The organism is Streptomyces sp. NPDC050625 (genome assembly GCF_040654755.1).
In the GTDB taxonomy this organism is placed as follows: domain Bacteria; phylum Actinomycetota; class Actinomycetes; order Streptomycetales; family Streptomycetaceae; genus Streptomyces.
This window is the reverse complement of record NZ_JBFAIQ010000031.1, coordinates 66,914-83,159: the sequence shown is the minus strand read 5'-3', so window position 1 is coordinate 83,159 and position 16,246 is coordinate 66,914. Positions and strand designations below refer to the sequence as shown.

Annotated in this window: 17 protein-coding genes; 5 read left to right on the top strand and 12 right to left on the bottom strand. The window is 71.2% G+C overall.

Going from position 1 to position 16,246, the window contains the following annotated elements:
- Nucleotides 1–111: 111 nt before the first annotated feature.
- The 11 genes from AB0I54_RS39860 to AB0I54_RS39810 form a co-directional block, all read right to left on the bottom strand.
- On the bottom strand, nucleotides 112–1,377 hold the full coding sequence (locus AB0I54_RS39860; RefSeq protein WP_363301212.1) for an amidohydrolase family protein: 1,266 nt from the start codon (nucleotides 1,375–1,377) through the stop codon (nucleotides 112–114).
- On the bottom strand, nucleotides 1,374–2,273 hold the full coding sequence (locus AB0I54_RS39855; RefSeq protein WP_363301211.1) for a TauD/TfdA family dioxygenase: 900 nt from the start codon (nucleotides 2,271–2,273) through the stop codon (nucleotides 1,374–1,376). Before AB0I54_RS39855 ends, AB0I54_RS39860 begins: the two co-directional genes overlap by 4 nt.
- 25 nt (nucleotides 2,274–2,298) lie before the next feature.
- Entirely contained in the window at nucleotides 2,299–3,381 is a 1,083-nt protein-coding gene (locus AB0I54_RS39850; protein WP_363301210.1) for a glycoside hydrolase family 88 protein, read from the bottom strand.
- A 111-nt stretch (nucleotides 3,382–3,492) separates the two neighbouring features.
- Complete coding sequence (locus AB0I54_RS39845; protein WP_363301209.1) at nucleotides 3,493–4,545, bottom strand: phosphotransferase family protein; 1,053 nt, start codon at nucleotides 4,543–4,545, stop codon at nucleotides 3,493–3,495.
- A complete protein-coding gene (locus tag AB0I54_RS39840; RefSeq protein ID WP_363301208.1) occupies nucleotides 4,535–5,320 on the bottom strand; it encodes an enoyl-CoA hydratase-related protein in 786 nt (261 codons plus the stop codon). The genes AB0I54_RS39845 and AB0I54_RS39840 overlap by 11 nt, the downstream gene beginning before the upstream one ends.
- Nucleotides 5,317–6,165: a 3-hydroxyacyl-CoA dehydrogenase family protein gene (locus tag AB0I54_RS39835; RefSeq protein ID WP_363301207.1), complete on the bottom strand. Its 849-nt coding sequence runs from the start codon at nucleotides 6,163–6,165 to the stop codon at nucleotides 5,317–5,319. Before AB0I54_RS39835 ends, AB0I54_RS39840 begins: the two co-directional genes overlap by 4 nt.
- Nucleotides 6,166–6,189: 24 nt before the next feature.
- Entirely contained in the window at nucleotides 6,190–7,395 is a 1,206-nt protein-coding gene (locus tag AB0I54_RS39830) for an acyl-CoA dehydrogenase family protein (RefSeq protein ID WP_363301206.1), read from the bottom strand.
- Nucleotides 7,392–8,168, bottom strand: coding sequence for an SDR family oxidoreductase (locus tag AB0I54_RS39825; protein ID WP_363301205.1), 777 nt, complete (start codon nucleotides 8,166–8,168; stop codon nucleotides 7,392–7,394). The genes AB0I54_RS39830 and AB0I54_RS39825 overlap by 4 nt, the downstream gene beginning before the upstream one ends.
- A complete protein-coding gene (locus AB0I54_RS39820; protein WP_363301204.1) occupies nucleotides 8,165–9,022 on the bottom strand; it encodes a CoA-transferase in 858 nt (285 codons plus the stop codon). The genes AB0I54_RS39825 and AB0I54_RS39820 overlap by 4 nt, the downstream gene beginning before the upstream one ends.
- Nucleotides 9,019–9,933: a CoA-transferase gene (locus AB0I54_RS39815; RefSeq protein WP_363301203.1), complete on the bottom strand. Its 915-nt coding sequence runs from the start codon at nucleotides 9,931–9,933 to the stop codon at nucleotides 9,019–9,021. The genes AB0I54_RS39820 and AB0I54_RS39815 overlap by 4 nt, the downstream gene beginning before the upstream one ends.
- A 116-nt stretch (nucleotides 9,934–10,049) precedes the next feature.
- On the bottom strand, nucleotides 10,050–10,847 hold the full coding sequence (locus tag AB0I54_RS39810; protein ID WP_363301202.1) for an enoyl-CoA hydratase/isomerase family protein: 798 nt from the start codon (nucleotides 10,845–10,847) through the stop codon (nucleotides 10,050–10,052).
- 126 nt (nucleotides 10,848–10,973) lie between these two features.
- On the opposite strand from AB0I54_RS39810, the gene meaB reads away from it, so the two are divergent.
- From meaB to AB0I54_RS39785, 5 genes are read left to right on the top strand one after another with little or no spacing between them, the layout of a single operon-like run.
- Complete coding sequence (gene meaB / locus AB0I54_RS39805; RefSeq protein WP_363301201.1) at nucleotides 10,974–11,972, top strand: methylmalonyl Co-A mutase-associated GTPase MeaB; 999 nt, start codon at nucleotides 10,974–10,976, stop codon at nucleotides 11,970–11,972.
- Nucleotides 11,969–13,636, top strand: a complete 1,668-nt coding sequence (locus tag AB0I54_RS39800) for an acyl-CoA mutase large subunit family protein (RefSeq protein WP_363301200.1) — start codon at nucleotides 11,969–11,971, stop codon at nucleotides 13,634–13,636. Before meaB ends, AB0I54_RS39800 begins: the two co-directional genes overlap by 4 nt.
- A gap of 47 nt (nucleotides 13,637–13,683) precedes the next feature.
- Nucleotides 13,684–14,091 (top strand): cobalamin-dependent protein, encoded by a 408-nt coding sequence (locus AB0I54_RS39795; protein ID WP_363301199.1) that lies wholly within the window; start codon nucleotides 13,684–13,686, stop codon nucleotides 14,089–14,091.
- Between the two features lie 56 nt (nucleotides 14,092–14,147).
- On the top strand, nucleotides 14,148–14,960 hold the full coding sequence (locus tag AB0I54_RS39790; protein WP_363301198.1) for an SDR family oxidoreductase: 813 nt from the start codon (nucleotides 14,148–14,150) through the stop codon (nucleotides 14,958–14,960).
- Nucleotides 14,957–15,715: a glucose 1-dehydrogenase gene (locus AB0I54_RS39785; RefSeq protein WP_363301197.1), complete on the top strand. Its 759-nt coding sequence runs from the start codon at nucleotides 14,957–14,959 to the stop codon at nucleotides 15,713–15,715. The genes AB0I54_RS39790 and AB0I54_RS39785 overlap by 4 nt, the downstream gene beginning before the upstream one ends.
- Before the next feature lie 28 nt (nucleotides 15,716–15,743).
- Here AB0I54_RS39785 and AB0I54_RS39780 read toward each other — a convergent pair whose 3' ends face one another.
- Entirely contained in the window at nucleotides 15,744–16,199 is a 456-nt protein-coding gene (locus AB0I54_RS39780) for a nuclear transport factor 2 family protein (RefSeq protein ID WP_363301196.1), read from the bottom strand.
- Nucleotides 16,200–16,246: the final 47 nt, after the last annotated feature.

Genomic DNA, 16,246 nt, shown 5'->3' with positions numbered 1-16,246 from the left:
ACCCGCAGGTGACCGAGGCGGTCACGTTCCGCAACGCCTGCGCGCTGTACGGGCACCCGCTGCCGCCGCAGGGATGGGCCGGCTCGCTCCTCCGCACCTGCGGACCGGGTGTCAGGCGGCCTCGTCGCGAGCGGTGGCCTGCGAGCCGGCCCATCCCTGCGGCGGCAGCGGGTGCCCGTACAGCGCGCAGGCGTTGCGGAACGTGACCGCCTCGGTCACCTGCGGGTCGAGCCCCTGGAACTGCGGGCGGAGGATCTCCTGGGTGTCGGGCCAGGCCGAGTCGGCATGCGGATAGTCCGCTTCGTGCATCACGTGCGCCAGCACGTCCTCGTCCAGGCGCCCGATCGTGCTCGGGTCGTAGTACGCCGCGAACCAGAAGTTGCGCAGCAGTACCTCGCGCGGACTCTCGCGGACGCCGACCCAGGTGTCGGTCATCCCACCCGGCACGTACTCGCCGGCGATGTAGTCCAAACGGTCCAGGAGCATCGGGACCCAGCCGATACCTCCCTCGGACAGCACGATCCGCAGTCCGGGGAAGCGGACCGGGATCTTGGCGAACACCCAGTCCACGGCCGATGCCAGGGCGCTGACGGTGAACAGCGCGGACAGCACCTCGGAGGGCGAGTCCTTGCTCGGCAGCATGGTCTGCCCCGAGGAGCCCACATGGAGGTTGACGACCGTGCCGGTCTCCTCACAGGCGCGGAAGAACGGGTCCCAGTGGTCCGAATACAGGCTCGGCAGCCCAAGATTCTCCGGGTTCTCGCTGAACGTCACGGAACGGAAGCCGAGTTCCGCGTTGCGGCGGATCTCCCGGGCGGCCACCTCTGGGTCCCACAGGCAGGACACCTGGCTCGGGATCAGCCGGTCCGGGTGGCGTCCCGCCCATTCCTCAAGGATCCACCGGTTGTACGCCCGCAGGGCGGCCAGTCCCAGCTCCCGGTCCTTCATCCGCATGAAACGCCGGCCCGCGAAGCCGAACACCATCGACGGGAAGCACAGGGAGGCGTACATCCCGGCGATGTCCATGTCCCGCACCCGGGCGTCGACGTCCCATGCGCCGGTACGCATCTGGTCGTAGCGCACCGGACCGGTGTACATCTCGGCCGCGTCCCAGCTCTTCATGACGTTGCCGCCGCTGATGGACACCAACTGGTCCTCGAACAGCCAGTACTCCATCCCGTCCCGCTCGACGATGCGCGGGGCCCGGTCCCGCAGGTTGCGCGGCATCCTGCCCTCGAAGGTGTCGCGCGGTTCGAGCAGGTGGTCGTCGACCGACACCAGCGGCCAGCGGACGCGGCGCGGCTCGGGATCGGCGATGACCGCGGGCGGGCCCTCGCGGGAGATGTGCGTCGCGACGAAAGCATCGATGTCGGTCACTGAACCGCTCCCTCCACCGGGACGGGAGCCGGCCTGCGGCTGTCACCCGCCACCCGGACATGGCGCAGCACGCGCCGTTCGTTGAGGTCCCACTCGGTCGCCCGGTGCAGCATGCACCGGTTGTCCCACACGACGACGTCGCCCGGCCGCCACGCGTGGTAGTAGACGCGCGGTGGCCGGCAGGCCTCCTCCAGCAGGCGCCCAAGGAGCCGCTGGCCCTCCGCCACGCCGAGCTCCCTGATCTGGCAGGCGTGCCGGCCGATGAACAGCGAGGGCCGCCCGGTCGCCGGGTGCACCCGCACCAGGCGGTGCCAGGCACCCGCCATGTCACTGGGAACCGCCGCCGCTTTACCGTCGACCGCGCCGACGGCCGTCTGGGAGTACTCCAGCGAGTGATAGGCCGTCAGCCCGCGCAGGTACCTCTGCTCGGACTCGTCGAGCGCGTCGAACGCCGCTCGCATGTCGGCGTAGCCGGTCTGCCCGCCCTTGCCGGGGGTCTCCAGGGCCATCAGCACCGACGCCTTGGCGGACGCGGGTTTGAACGAGCTGTCGGAGTGCCAGCCCTCGTTGCCGCCGAGGTACCGGGTCTGCGGGTGGTCGCGGTGGGTGATGAGTTCGCCGTTCTCGTCGACGTTGGAGATGTTCAGCACCACCGGTTTGCCCACCAGGTCGGCGCTCATGGTCTGGTCGCTCTGCCGTTCGATCCGACCGAACCGCCGGGCGAAGGCGATGTGCTGTTCCCGGTCGAGACGCTGTGCGTGGAAGATCAGGACCCCGTACGTGTGGAACGCCCGCTCCACGGCCTCCCAGTCACCGTCGCTCGTCCGACGCAGGTCCAGGCCGGAGACCTCGGCTCCGAACGTGACGCCGGGCAGGGGTATGACGTCGATGGACATGGCACCTCTTTCCGCCGGCACCCCGTCACGGGCGGACTGCCGGACCGCTCAACTCAAGTTGGCTACGAAGGTGATACGCCGCGAGAAGGAGGAAGCTCTGGCCGAGCGCCATCGTCCCGAGGGGGACCCCCGGCCCGCCCGGCGGAAGCACGATGCGCCCCACGCTGCCGTCGGCCTCGACGATGCCCGCCACCGCGTCCAGGGCGCGCACGGCCGGAGCGACGAACCGGTCGGGAACCGCGCTCGACTCGGCCGCCAGAGCGGCGGCATAGGCGAACATCAGGGTGCCCGACGCCTCCAGCGCCGTCGTGGGGTCGTCGAGGAAGTCGTGGAGGAAGCCGCTGCGGTCCTGCAGATGGGCCATGGAGTCCAGCACCGTGGTGAGGATCTCCCGCGTGCCCGCGGCGCCCGGATGCTCCGGAGCCTCGGCGAGGACTTCGGCCGCGGCGCAGATCAGCCAGCCGTTCCCGCGGGACCAGAAGGTCGATTCGGGGAAGGAGTCGGGGCGTTCGCACCACACGTGGCGGGACAGCCGCGCTGCCGGGTCGACCAGCCGCCGCCCGGCCACCAGGAGGTGGTGGTACGCCTCGTCCACGAGCGCCGGCCGGCGCAGGAGGCGCCCCAGCCGGGCCAGGGCGCCGCAGACGGGATACACCTCGTCCACCCAGACTTCCGGGGCGCGCCCGTTCATCAGCAGGAATCCCTCGCTGGTCCGCGGCCCGGCCAGCACGGCGTCGATCTGCCGCTCGGCGGCCTCCAGGTAGCCCCGCTCGCCCGTCTTCTCGTAGAGCATCGCCAGCGGCTGGGCGAAGTACGCGCTGCAGCTCGCCGTGGCGGAGAATCCGCGCATGATCGCGGTGTCCATGACCCGGAACGCGCCGAAGGTCAGATGCGTGGTGCCGCCGTAGCACAGCCGGCCGTCGGAGGTCTGGGTGGCGACGGCCCGGTCCAGCCACCGTCGGACCGTTCGCACTCCCTCCGGATGGTCCCAGAGCAGGAACGCCATCATGCAGCCCTGGCGTTCCCAGTAGTCGTCCTCCATGTCCAGCCGGAGCGCGTTGTCGAAGACGCGCTCGACGAGCTGGTCGGTGACGTTGCCGACACCCATGCACGTTCCTCCGTCTCGACCGCCGGCCCACGGCGGGGATGGGGTCGACCGACAGAGTAGTCTTTTGACGTCGAACGTCAAGGATTCCTTCTTGTGTTGCGCCGGACCGGTTCAGCTCCAGTCGCCGGAACGCAGGGCGGCCAGTGCCGACTCGACGAGGCCGGGGACGGCCGCTCCTGCGCTGTCGAAGCCCTCACCCACCGTCTGGCCTGCGAGGAACCGCGCGTGGATGCCCTCGGCGATCACCGCCAACTTGAAGTAGCCGAACGCCACGTAGAAGGCGAGCGCGGACAGATCGAGACCCGAGGCGGCCGCGTAGGCGTCCGCCAGCTCGCGGCGGCCGGGGAAGCCGGGGTTGGCGCCGACCGCGTGCCGGGTGCCCGTCACCCGTTCGGTGCGCTCGTCCCAGTACACGAGCAGCAGACCGAGATCGGTGAGCGGATCGCCGAGCGTGGACATCTCCCAGTCGATGACCGCGGCGACCCCGTCCGGGGCACCCTGCGCGTCGGGGCCGAAGATGACGTTGTCCAGGCGGTAGTCGCCGTGCACGACGGCGGCGCGCTGAGCCGGTGGCACCGCCCGCTCCAGGGCGCCGACCAGCTCGTCGAAGCTGGGCAGTTCGCGGGTCGCCGACAGCGACCACTGGCGGGCCCACCGGGAGACCTGCCGGGCCACGAAGCCCTCCGGGCGGCCGAAGCCGTCCAGGACGGCCGGGTCGGTGCGGTGCAGCGCGGCGAGCACGTCGACCAACTGGCGGGCGCAGCGCGCTGCCACGTCCGGCGGCAGAGCGGCGGTGTCGCCGGCGCCGCGCAGCACGGGGCCCTCGACCCGTTCCATGAGGTAGAAGTCGGCGCCGAGGATCTCCCGGTCCTGGCACAGCAGGACCGGGGCGGGGACCGGGACCGCGCTGCCGTGCAGGGCCTCGATGGCCCGGTACTCGCGGGCCATGTCGTGTGCGGTGGGCAGCACATGGCCGACCGGGGGCCGCCGCAGCACCCAGTCGCCGTGACCGTCGGTCAGCCGGTAGGTGAGGTTGGACCGGCCACCGGCGACGAGCGAGGCCCGCAGCGGGCCCGCCAGACCGACGGCCGTATCCAGGAAGTGCGTCAGCCGGTCGAGGTCCAGGCCCACCGGACCGGCCTCCGGGTGTGTGTCAGCGACCATGGAACTCGGCCTTTCCGATCCCGTCCGTCACAAAGCTCGCCATCCCCACCGACCGGTCCTCGGTCGCGAACAGCCCCGCGAACAGGGCCCGTTCCAGCTCCAGCCCGTTCTCCACGGAGGTCTCCAGACCCCGGTCCACGGCCGTCTTCGCGGCGCGCAGGGCGAGCGCGGGGCCGCGCAGGAACGGCTCGGCCAGTTCCCTCGCCCTGTCCAGGACGGCCTCCGGGCCGGTCACATGGTCCACCAGGCCGATCTCCCGCGCCCGGTCGGCGCCGATGATCCGGCCCGAGAAGATCAGTTCCTTGGCCCGGGAGGCGCCGACCACGCGCGGCAGCCGCTGGGTGCCGCCGGCACCCGGGATCACTCCCAGGAGCACCTCCGGGAAGCCCAGCTTGGCGTCCGTCGCGCAGACCCGGAGGTCGGCGGCGAGGGCGAGTTCCAGACCGCCGCCGAGGGCGAAGCCGTTGATCGCGGCGATCACCGGCATGGGCAGGGCGGCCAGGGCGGCGCACGCGTCGCCCAGGGCATGCGCGTCGCGCACCGCCCTGCGGTAGTCCCAGTCCAGCATCTCCTTGACGTCGCCACCGGCCGCGAAGACCTTCGGGCCGCCCGTGAGGACCGCGGCCCGCGCCACCTCGCTGCGGCGCACCTCGTCCACGGCGCCGACGAGTTCGCCGACCAGCTGCCGGTCCAGCGCGTTGACGGGCGGGTGGGTGAGGGTGATGACCGCGAGCCCGCCGCTGATGTCGAGTTCGACCCGAGTGCGTCCGCTCATCCGTGTTCGTACCAGCCCTTGCCCGTCTTGCGGCCCAGGTCGCCCGCGCCCGCCATCCGCACGGACAGCTCCGGCGGATGGAACTTGGGGTCGGCCGTGTCGGCGTGGATGTTGCGCGACGCGTTGACGAACACGTCCACCCCCGTCAGGTCCATCGTCTCCAGCGGGCCCATCGCGTGGCCGAAGCCCAGCCGGCAGGCGGTGTCGACGTCCTCGGCCGTCGCCACGCCGCTCTCGACCAGCTTCACCGCCTCGACACTGAGCGCGACGATCAGCCGGGTGGTGACGAAACCGGCGATGTCCCGGTTCACCACGACGCAGGTCTTGCCGAGGTCCTCGGCGAACGACCGCGCGCGGGCGAGCGTCTCGTCGCTGGTCTTGAAGCCCCGGACGAGTTCGCACAGCCGCATCATCGGCACGGGCGAGAAGAAGTGGGTGCCCACGACCTGCTCGGGTCGGCTCGTCACCGACGCGATGCGGGTGACGGGCAGGGCGCTGGTGTTGGTCGCCAGCACCGCCTGCGGGCGGCACAGTGTGTCGAGCCGCCGGAAGATCTCCTGCTTGATGTCGAGTTGCTCGAAGACCGCCTCGACCACGATGTCGGCGTCGGCGGCCGCGTCCAGGTCGGTGGACCGGGTGATCCGCGCCAGGGCGGCCGCCGCCTCGTCGGCGGAGACCTTCTCCTTCTTCACCAGCCGGTTCAGCGAGCTGTCGATCCCGGCGAGCCCCCGGCCGAGCTGGGCGTCGTCCAGGTCCTGCAGGACGACGTCGTAACCGCCGAGCGCGGCCACCTGGGCGATGCCGGAGCCCATCAGACCGGCGCCGACGACTGCAAGGTTGGGCATGGTTTTCCCTTCTCGTGGGCCGCCTCAGCCCGCCGTGCGGGCCTGCGCGCGGCGGCGTACGGCGCGTCGGGCGATCGACATGCGGTGCACCTCGGAGGCTCCGTCGTAGACCCGGAACGGGCGTACCTCGCGCAGGTACAGCGACAGCAGCTCGTCGCCGGAGACACCGAGGGCGCCGTGGAGCTGGACGGCCCGGTCCACGACCCGGCCGACCGCCTCGGAGACGAACGTCTTGGCGATGGACGTCTCGGCCGCGGCACGCTCACCCCGGTCGAGCAGCCAGGCCGCATGCGTGATCAGGCTGCGGGAGGCGGCCAGGTCGATCTCGCTGTCGGCGAGCAGCTGCTGCGCCATGCCCAGTTCGGCCAGCCGGTGGCCGAACGCCTCGCGCTCGGCGGCCCGGTCGAGCGCCATGTCCTGGGCGCGCTCGGCCAGGCCCAGCCAGCGCATGCAGTGGGTCAGCCGGGCGGGGGCGAGGCGGACCTGCGCGTAGGCGAAGCCCCTGCCCACTTCGCCGAGCACGGCCTCGGGCGGCACCCGGCACTGGTCGAACACCACCTCGCAGTGGCCGCCGGTGAAGCCGGTGTCCAGGCTGCGGATCTGGCGGGCGACCCGCATCCCGGGGTTGTCGGCGTCGACCAGGAACATCGTCGCCCCGGCCGCCTGCCCCCGGTGCTCGGGGGTGCGGGCCATGCAGATGGCCCAGGCGGCGCCGTCCGCACCCGTGATGAACCACTTGGTGCCGTCGATGACCCAGGCGTCCCCGTCCCAGCGTGCGGTCGTGCGCAGCATCTCCGGGTCGGACCCGGCGCCGGGGCTCGGCTCGGTCATGGCGAAGCAGGACCGGACGACACCGGCGACCAGCGGGGCGAGGTACCTCTCCTGCTGCTCGGGCGTCGCCACCTTCTCCAGCAGGTGCATGTTGCCCTCGTCCGGGGCGGCGCAGTTGAGCGCCAGTGGACCCAGCAGGCTGTGCCCGGCCTCGCGCAGCACCACCGCCTGGGCGGGGACGGACAGGCCGAGCCCGCCCCACCGCCGCGGCCCGGTGGGGGAGAGGAGCCCGGCGTCCGCGGCGCGCTTCTGCAGGCCGCGGCGCAGCTCGTCGGTGGGATGGGCATCCGTCATCGCCCAGTCCCGCTCGGCCGGTACGACCTCCTCGCGGACGAACGCCCGCACGCGCTCGGCCAGTTCCTCCGTGGCCGGGTCGGCAGCGAGGTCGGCGGCCGTCACTGCGCCGTCCAGCCGCCGTCGACGGTCAGGAACGAGCCGGTGATGTAGCTGCCGGCGTCGGAGGCGAGCAGCAGCAGGGCGCCGATCAGCTCGTCGGGCCGGCCCAGACGGCGCATCGGGATGCTGGCGAGCGCGGCGGCGTTGGCCGCCTCGTCCGCCTGGATCGCCGCCGTCATGTCCGACTCGACCAGACCGGCCACCAGCGCGTTCACCCGGATACCGCGGCGGCGCGTCCACTGCATCGCCAGATCGCGGGTGATCCCCAGCAGGCCCGCCTTGGAGGCGCTGTAGGCCGCCTGCGGGGCGTCCGTGGAGACCATGCCGAGGACGGAGGAGATGTTCACCACCGAGCCTCCGTGGCCCGCGGCGATGCAGGCGCGGCCGAAGGACTGCGCCATCTGGTAGGCGCCGGTGAGGTTGACCTGGAGGACGCGGGCGAACTCCGCCGGGTCGTCCTTGTGTGCGGGCGCCACCCGGGCCACCCCGGCGTTGTTCACGAGCACGTGCACGTCTCCGAGCCCGTCACGGGCCGCCGCCACGAGCGCCTCGCAGTCGGCGGGGTCGGCGACATCGGTGGGCACGGCCACGCACCTGCGGCCGAGCGCCTCGACCTTGCCCCGGGTCTCCTCCAGCAGGTCGACGCGGCGTGCGCCGAGGGCGACGTCGGCACCTGCCTGGGCCAGCGCCAGGGCGAAGGTGACACCGAGACCCGAGGACGCGCCGGTGACGATGGCGACCTTGCCCTCGAGACCGAACCGGTCGAAGACGCTCATGACGCACTCACCCGCGCGCTCGCCCGGTCCCACTCCGCGTCCAGGATGCCCTTGAGGTACCCGAGGCGGTCCTTGCCGGAGACGAAGTCGAACTTCACGGTGCCGAAGGGGTCGATCCGGGTGCGGAGCAGCCGAAGCTGGTCCGGCGTCGGGACGGCCGTCGTCGGCACCCGGTCCGGGACCTCCAGCTCGAAGCCGGTCTTCTCCACGACCTCGGCGACGTCCACTCCCGGGTGCACGCTCTCGATACGGAACGGCCGGTCGTCCTCGTCCTTCACCAGGACGCACAGGTTGGTGACCACCACGATCGGGCCGGGCTGAAGGCCCGCCTCCGACCGCGCCCGCGCGCCGACCTTCCAGCGGGTGCCGGTGACGAACTGCACCTTGTCGACCAGGGTGCGCGGGTTGTGATCGCCGAAGTAGGCGATCATCTTGCGGTACATCTTGATGACCTCGGCGGCACCCGCCCCGCCCGGCAGCCGGACCTTCGGCTTGTCGAACGGGCCGATGGTGGAGAGATTGATGGCGCCGTCGCCGTCGAACTGGGCGGACGAGACCGCCTCTACACCCCCGTGACCCGCGAGGTGGATCGAGTTGACCTCGGTCAGCATGCCCCAGCGACCCGCCGCGCCCTTGTACGCGGACGCCTCGGCGCCGGTGAAGGACAGCTGGATGGGTGCCATGCCCACCGCGTCGAAGCCGACCAGGTAGGCGCGGGGCGCGTGGGTGAGCTTGGCCAGCATGTAGGAGGCGTAGGCGAGGGGGGTGAACGAGCCCATCACCGTCACGCCCTGCTCGTCGACCTCGGCCGCCACCCGGCAGGTCATCAGCTCGTGGATCTCGTAGTCGGTCATGCTCCGGCTCCTTCGATGACCTCGGCGGCGTCGACGAGCGCGCGCAGCACGGCGTCGCGGTCCTTGAGCACCCTCGTCCGGTACTCCGTCTCGCTCTCCGCCCTGATCTGGTCCACGTACGCGGAGAAGGCGGGGCCCGCCGCGGCGGTGGCGTAGTCCATCAGCTCCCAGGCGTCCATCGCGTAGCGCGGGATGTGCGAGGTGGGGTGGGCGCCGAACGGCGCCTCGATGACCGCGTCGGTGTAGAAGCCGGGGAGCTTGGTCATGTGCGCGTTGGCGACGATCACGTCGCGGTCGACGATCTCCTCGCACGTCACGATGGTCCGCCGGGCGGCCTTGGCCATTTCGACGTCGGGGCCGGAGGTGCCGTCCCACTGGGCGTTTCCCTCGGCGTCGGCGCGCAGCGCGTGCACGATCGCCACGTCCGGCTGGACGGCCCGCACCGCGGTGAGTTCCTCGCCGGTGAACGGGCAGGTGACCGTGGCGTACACGTCGGGATACCGGGCCGGGATGTCCGAGCCGAACGGACCGCGGTAGGGGAGGTAGGGCACACCCCGGCCCTGCGCCTCCAGCCCGATGAGCAGCCCCAGACCGGTGTACTCGGTGAACGGCAGCGAACCGGACTCGATCGCCCTGCGCACGTTCGGTGCCAGGCCGAACGCCTCCATGGTCACCATGGAGAAGGACAGGTGGCCGAGGACGCCGGCGGCGGCCAGCAGATCCATGTCGGCCGACCCGACGACCGTGATGGCGCGGATGTCGCGGCGCCCGGCGCGGATCAGCTCGCGTACGGCGGCCATCGGGTGGTTGGCGAACCAGCCGCCGCCGAAGGCGACCGAGTCGCCGTCGTGCACGAGGTCTCCCAGGGCCTCCAGGGGCACGACCTTGTCGGGCATCTCGCTCGGGCTCATGGCCTCACCACAGCCTTCCAGTTGGACACGGGTGCCTCCTCTGCGGTATGCGACCAGCAATCTATCGTTGAACGTCAAATGTGTAAAGTGCAGCTGTCCGAGGGGGCGCGTGAGCCTCAGCCATCCAGGCCGCGCAGGCCCTTCGCCGCCATGAAGTCCTCGATGGACTTCCACACCTCGTCGTGCCGCAGCATGACCTGGTCGGCGATGGCCTCGATGTCGGCGGCCCGCCGCGGATCGAGGCGCGGACCGGTCTCGATGGCCACGGAGGCGAGGTACGCCGACGGCCAGGGGAGCGCCTCGACGGCCGCGGCGACGGCCTCCAGCTCCTCCTGCAGTCGGTCGTGCTCGACGACCCGGCTGACGATGCCCGCGCGCAGCGCTTCCTCCGCGTCCACGATCCGGGACGTGAGGATCACGTCCTTGGCGAAGGCCTCGCCGGTCGCCCGTGCCAGCCGGCTGGTGCCGCCGACGTCGGGCACGATGCCCATGCGCAGCTGCGGCATGGCGAAGACGGCGCGCTCGCTCGCGATCCGGATGTCGCAGGCCAGCGCCAGTTCCAGGCCCGCCCCGATGGCGGGCCCGTTGATGGCGACGACGCTCGGCTGCGGGACCCGCTCGAAGCGGTCCACGATGTTCGCCCAGCGGCGGATGAACGAGGGATAACTGCCCTTCTCCACCTCCAGGGAGGCGCCGATGGCGGTGAAGTCGACCCCCGCGCAGAACGCCGGACCGCTGCCCGTCAGGGTCACCACCCGCAGATCGTCGCGGGTCTCGGCGCCGGTCATGACGCGGTCCAGCTCGTCCCAGGCGGCGAAGGTGAGGGCGTTGCGCGCCTCGGGTCTGTCGAGCGTGATGTCCAGTCGGGAACCGGTGTCCACGGTGGTCAAGGTGGTGAGCTTCCCGGATGTCATGGATGGGCTCCTTGGTTGCGGCGAGATATGTAACGTACAACGTTCACTGGGAAAGTATGGCCTGCGGGGCTCGCTTGTGTGAGACTAACGTTGAACGTAAGAAATCAACTATGGCGAGGGTGGTCCGTGGAGACGAAGACCGGCCCGGCGGGCGAGGTGATCGCCGGCAGCGTGCGGCACGCCGGACGCCTGATCACCTGGATCGAGAACGGACATCCCGACACCCGCGAGGTGCTCCGCGAACTCGCGCCGCACACCGGCCGCGCCCAGCTCGTCGGCGTGACCGGGCCGCCGGGCGCGGGCAAGAGCACACTGGTCGCCGCGCTCATCGGCGAACTGCGCGGCCAGGGAAGGACGGTGGGCGTGATCGCCGTGGACCCGTCCAGCCCGTTCAGCGGCGGCGCACTGCTGGGCGACCGCGACCGTATGCTCGACGCGGCCGGCGGCGACCGGGGTGTCTTCATCAGGTCCCTCGCCTCGCGCGGCGCCTCCGGAGGGCTCGCCGCCGCCGTCAACGACGCGGTGGACGTGCTGGACGCGATGGGCAAGGACGTCGTGATCATCGAGACCGTCGGCGTCGGCCAGGGCGAGTTCGACATCGCGCGGATCGCGCACACCGTCGTGCTCGTGCTCGTGCCCGGCTACGGCGACGCGCTGCAGGCGATGAAGGCCGGGATCACCGAGATCGCCGACGTCGTCGTGGTCAACAAGGGCGACACGCCAGGCGCGGACCGTACCACCAAGGACCTCTCCGGGCAGGGCTTTGAGCGGACCGGACCGCCTGGTACCGAGCCCTGGCCGGTCCCCGTGCTGACCGTGTCCGCACTGCGCCACGAGGGCGTGCCCGAACTGGTCGCGGCGGTGGACCGGCACCACGGGTTCACCGGCTCGACCCGGTGGCGGACCGAGGGCGAACGCGCCCGCAGGCGGGCCCAGTTCGCCGCCCGCGTCGCCGACCGGCTGCGTACCGAACTGCTCGACCCGGCCGGTGCGGCGCTCGGCGACGAGATGCTCGCCGACCCCTACGGCGCGGCCGAGGCCTACCTCGACGCCCTGCTGCGCGCCCACCGCCGGCTGACCGGCCGGCACCGCGCCGGCCCCGAACCTGGATTGGAGAAGCCGTGACATCCCTGCTGAGCAGCAAGTTCGAGGCCGCGAAGGAGGCGTGGGCGGCACGCCGCGCCCGCTACGCCGCCAAGCTGCGGCCGGCCAGGACCCTCTCCGGCCTGCCCGTGAAGACGGTCTACACGCCCGAGGACGTGGCCGGCATCGACCTGGAGGAGATGCCGGGCGTCTACCCCTTCACCCGCGGCCTGCACCCGGACGGCTACGCCCTCACCCCGTGGATGCAGCAGATGGTCTTCGGCTACGGGACCATCGAGGAGACCCGCCAGAAGATGGAGCGGATGGTCGCCGAAGGCATGGAGGGCTACTTCGGCCACAAGGTCTTCAACACCGTCTACGACATCCCCTGCATGTACGGCATCGACGCCGACCACCCCGAGGCGGCCGGCAACATCGGCCAGTGCGGGGTGCACATGTCCACCGGCGACGACTACGACGAGCTGGTGCGCGACTGGGACCTGAACTCCACCAACTTCTCGATGATCACTGGCGACAACTGCCTGCCCGCGCTGGCGCTGCTCGCCGCCGCCGTCGAGCGCCGCGGCGAGCCGTTCTCGGCGATGCACGGCAACTCCATGAACTGGTACCCGCGCATCGCGGTCCAGGACGTGCCGTCCTGGGAGCCCAAGTGGGGCTACGCGCTGATGATCGACCTGATCAAGTGGGCCAAGGACAACGCGCCCGACTGGAACCCGGTCAACATCTTCATGTACGGCTTGTCGGAGGCGGGCGCGACCCCCGTGCAGGAGCTGGCCTACGGCCTGTCCTGGGGCAAGTCGATCATCGACGCCGGCCTCGACGCCGGCCTGGCCCCGGACGACTTCATCGGCCGGCTGTCCTTCCAGATCGGCTGCACGGTCAACGTCTTCGAGGAGGTTGCCAAGTTCCGGGCCCACCGCCGAATGTGGGCCAAGCTGTGCAAGGACGCGGGCGTCACCAAGCCGTCCAACATGTTCGCCCGCGTGCACGTGCACACCAGCGGCTACGTCCTCACCCAGCAGCAGCTGATGAACAACAACGCCCGCATCACCCTGCAGACGCTCGCCGCGGTGCTCGGCGGGGTCCAGTCGATCCACACCTGCTCGTACGACGAGGCCGTCGGCGTGCCCACCGAGGAGTCGCACCGCACGGCGCTGCGCACCCAGCAGATCCTGATGTGGGAGAGCGGACTGCGGGACGTCGCCGACCCGCTGGGCGGCTCGTACTTCATCGAGAAGCTGACCGACGAGATGGAGGCCGAGGCCTGGCGGATCTACGAGGAGCTGGAGGCCATGGGCGGCTACCGCCGGGGCATCGAGACCGGCGAGATCAAGCGGAACATCGACAACGCCTCGTACGAGATGAAGAAGCAGATCAACAGCGGAGAACTGCCCGTGGTCGGGGTCAACCGCTATGTCTCCGACGAACCGGAGAACTACGAGCCCTTCCGCATCGACGAGTCGATCGAGGAGAAGGCAAAGGCCCGTCTGGAGGCCTACCGCTCGCGGCGCGACCAGCGCGCCGTCGACGCCGCGCTGAAGGACGTGCGCGACGCCTGCCAGGCGCTGAAGGACGGCACCGGACCACTGATGCCCGCCCTGGTGGAGGCGGCGCGCAAGGGCGTCACGAACGGCGAAATGATGGTGCCGATGCGCGAGGCGTTCGGCTGGTACGTCAGCGAATGAACCCACGAGCCGGAGCACTTGGCGCATCACCTAAGGAGAAGTCGACCGTGTCCGAAGAGCACATCAAGGTCCTGCTGGCGAAGAAGAAGATCGACGTCCATGGGCGCGGCACGAAGCTGATCGCCCGCGAACTGCGCGACGCGGGGATGGAGGTCGTCTACTTCCGCTTCGGCGTCGCCGAGGAGATCGCCGAGGCCGCCCTGCAGGAGGACGCCGACGTGGTCGCGGTGAGCATCATGACCAGCGGCCAGATGCAGGTCGCCCGCGAACTCGTGCCGGCGCTGAAGGAGCGCGGCATGGACCGCGTTCTGGTGATCATGGGCGGGATCATCCCAGAGGTGGACTTCGACCCCCTGCGGAAGCTGGGGGTGCACCGGTGCTTCCCGCCCGGACTGCCCGGGGGTGTGGTCGCCGAGTACATCAGGGAGAACGCGGGCACGGCCACGCTGGCCTGACCACGGCCGACAGGACATCACCGGTTGCAGCGAACCGGCTTACCGAGGGAGGCTCGATGGCTGCCCTGGCAGGGGTGGACGGAAAAGGAATCGTGATCACGGGGGGCGGCGGCGGGCTGGGTTCGGCCATGGCGGCCGAGCTGTGCCGGCTCGGCGCCCGGGTGGTCGTCTCCGGGCGCACCAAGGAGACGCTGACCGCCGCCGTGGCGGCGATCGACGACGAGCTCGGGCCCGGGCGGGCGTTCGCGGTGACCGCGGACGTGCGCGACCCGGAGTCCGTGGCATCCATGGTCGACCAGGCCGCGGAACTGCTCGGCGAGGTCGACGGCCTGGTGAACAACGCATCCGGGCTGTTCCCGGTGAAGGCGGAGGAGCTGACCCCGGGCGGCTTCGAGGCGGTGATCAGGATCGTGCTCAACGGCACCTGGCACTGCACCTCGGAGGTCGGACGCCGGTGGCTCGCCGCCGGCCGCGGGGGAGCGGTGGTCAACGTCCTCACGCCGTACGCCTGGACGGGTGCGCCCGGCATCGTGCACAACGCGTCGGCCAAGGGCGGGGTCCTCGCCATGACGAGGACGCTCGGCGCCGAGTGGTCGGGCCGGGGCGTGCGGGTCAACGCGGTCGCGCCCGGCTGGATGCCGGTGGGCGGCACGGAGTTCCTCGCGGGCGATCCCGCGGTGCGGGAACGGCTGATCGGGATGATCCCGGCAGGCCGTCTGCTGCGCGCTGAGGAGACGGCGCGGGCCGTGGCGTATCTGCTCTCCGACGACGCGTCCTACGTCGTCGGAGAGGTCCTGACCATCGACGGCGGCCACCACCTGTCCAAGGGGCTGCAGGAGTTCGGTGCCGAGATACCGGGGAGGCAATGATGCAAGGCAGGCTCGCGGGACGGACCGCCCTGATCACGGGGGCGGCGCAGGGGCAGGGAGAGGCCGAGGCGCGGCGGTTCGTCGCCGCCGGGGCGCATGTGCTGATCACCGACGTGCTCGAGAAGCCGGGCCGGGCGCTCGCCGAGGAACTGGGCGAGCGCGCCCGCTTCGTGCGCCTGGACGTCACCGAGGAGCGGGACTGGACGGCCGCCGTCGAGGGAGTCGACCCGGACTGGCCGCCGCTGCGCGTCCTGGTGAACAACGCCGGCGTGCACTGGAAGCGCAGTCTGGAGCGGGAGTCGGCCGCGGACTTCGCCCGGATGCTCCAGATCAATCTGGTCGGCGCCTTCCTGGGGATCCGCTGCGTGGTGGAGCCGATGCGCCGCGCCGGGGGCGGTTCCATCGTGAACGTCTGCTCCGTGCTGTCCCTGCTCGGCGGCCGGGAGAACGGCGCCTACTCGACGTCGAAGTGGGGGCTGCGCGGGCTGACGAAGTCCGCGGCGCTGGAACTGGGCGAGCACGGCATCCGGGTCAACGCCATCCACCCCGGCTACATCGACACGCCGATGCTGCGCGACGCGGCCGGTGCGGGCCGCAGCGACGACTTCTACGACTACCTCCCGCTCCGCCGGAGCGGCACACCGCAGGAGGTGGCCGAGCTGGCGGAGTTCCTGGCCTGCGACGGCAGTTCCTATCTGACCGGGGGTGACTTCACGGTGGACGGCGGGATGACCGCGGGCTCGGGCCCGCGGTGACCGTGGTCCGCCGGGAACGGGCGGTCCTCTAGGAACGTGCGGGCGTGAGTGGGTGGGCGTACCAGCGGGTGGGTGCGCCCACCTTGTCGCGTCGCAGGAAAGCGAACGAGCGGTCGGCGAAACGCCAGCCCTCGCCGGTCCTGACCAGGCGGTCGGTGTAGACGCCGGTGAACGTGAAGGCGTTGCCACCGGCGTCCTCGGCGTGTTCGGTGAGGTACCACGAGGCGGTGGCGGTGTCGCCCGTCACGTCGATGTGGCCGCTGTGGGTGAGCTGGACCAGGTGCACGAACGTTCCGAGCAGGCCGTGCAGGACGTCGCCGATGGCCGTACGCCCGCGCGCCACCGGGACCCCCGGCACATGCCATTCGCCGTCCTCGGTGAACAGTGCGGCGAGGTCTTCGGGGGCGCGCCGGTTGACCGCGTCGGTGAAGCGGGCGGTGAGGTCACGGATCTCCAGCTGGGAGACGGCGTGCTCGGTGGACATGGTTCTCCTGACGGTCGGTGAGGGGGCGATGGTGTCGGGTGGTGTCG

What these genes read in the sequence shown, in the direction of transcription:
- AB0I54_RS39780 (WP_363301196.1), bottom strand. Translation starts at nt 16,199, where the DNA reads ATGTCCACCGAGCACGCCGTCTCCCAGCTGGAGATCCGTGACCTCACC.
- AB0I54_RS39820 (WP_363301204.1), bottom strand. Translation starts at nt 9,022, where the DNA reads ATGACCGACTACGAGATCCACGAGCTGATGACCTGCCGGGTGGCGGCC.
- AB0I54_RS39810 (WP_363301202.1), bottom strand. Translation starts at nt 10,847, where the DNA reads ATGACATCCGGGAAGCTCACCACCTTGACCACCGTGGACACCGGTTCC.
- AB0I54_RS39785 (WP_363301197.1), top strand. Translation starts at nt 14,957, where the DNA reads ATGATGCAAGGCAGGCTCGCGGGACGGACCGCCCTGATCACGGGGGCG.
- AB0I54_RS39855 (WP_363301211.1), bottom strand. Translation starts at nt 2,273, where the DNA reads ATGTCCATCGACGTCATACCCCTGCCCGGCGTCACGTTCGGAGCCGAG.
- AB0I54_RS39790 (WP_363301198.1), top strand. Translation starts at nt 14,148, where the DNA reads ATGGCTGCCCTGGCAGGGGTGGACGGAAAAGGAATCGTGATCACGGGG.
- AB0I54_RS39815 (WP_363301203.1), bottom strand. Translation starts at nt 9,933, where the DNA reads ATGAGCCCGAGCGAGATGCCCGACAAGGTCGTGCCCCTGGAGGCCCTG.
- AB0I54_RS39850 (WP_363301210.1), bottom strand. Translation starts at nt 3,381, where the DNA reads ATGGGTGTCGGCAACGTCACCGACCAGCTCGTCGAGCGCGTCTTCGAC.
- AB0I54_RS39835 (WP_363301207.1), bottom strand. Translation starts at nt 6,165, where the DNA reads ATGCCCAACCTTGCAGTCGTCGGCGCCGGTCTGATGGGCTCCGGCATC.
- AB0I54_RS39840 (WP_363301208.1), bottom strand. Translation starts at nt 5,320, where the DNA reads ATGAGCGGACGCACTCGGGTCGAACTCGACATCAGCGGCGGGCTCGCG.
- AB0I54_RS39825 (WP_363301205.1), bottom strand. Translation starts at nt 8,168, where the DNA reads ATGAGCGTCTTCGACCGGTTCGGTCTCGAGGGCAAGGTCGCCATCGTC.
- AB0I54_RS39845 (WP_363301209.1), bottom strand. Translation starts at nt 4,545, where the DNA reads ATGGTCGCTGACACACACCCGGAGGCCGGTCCGGTGGGCCTGGACCTC.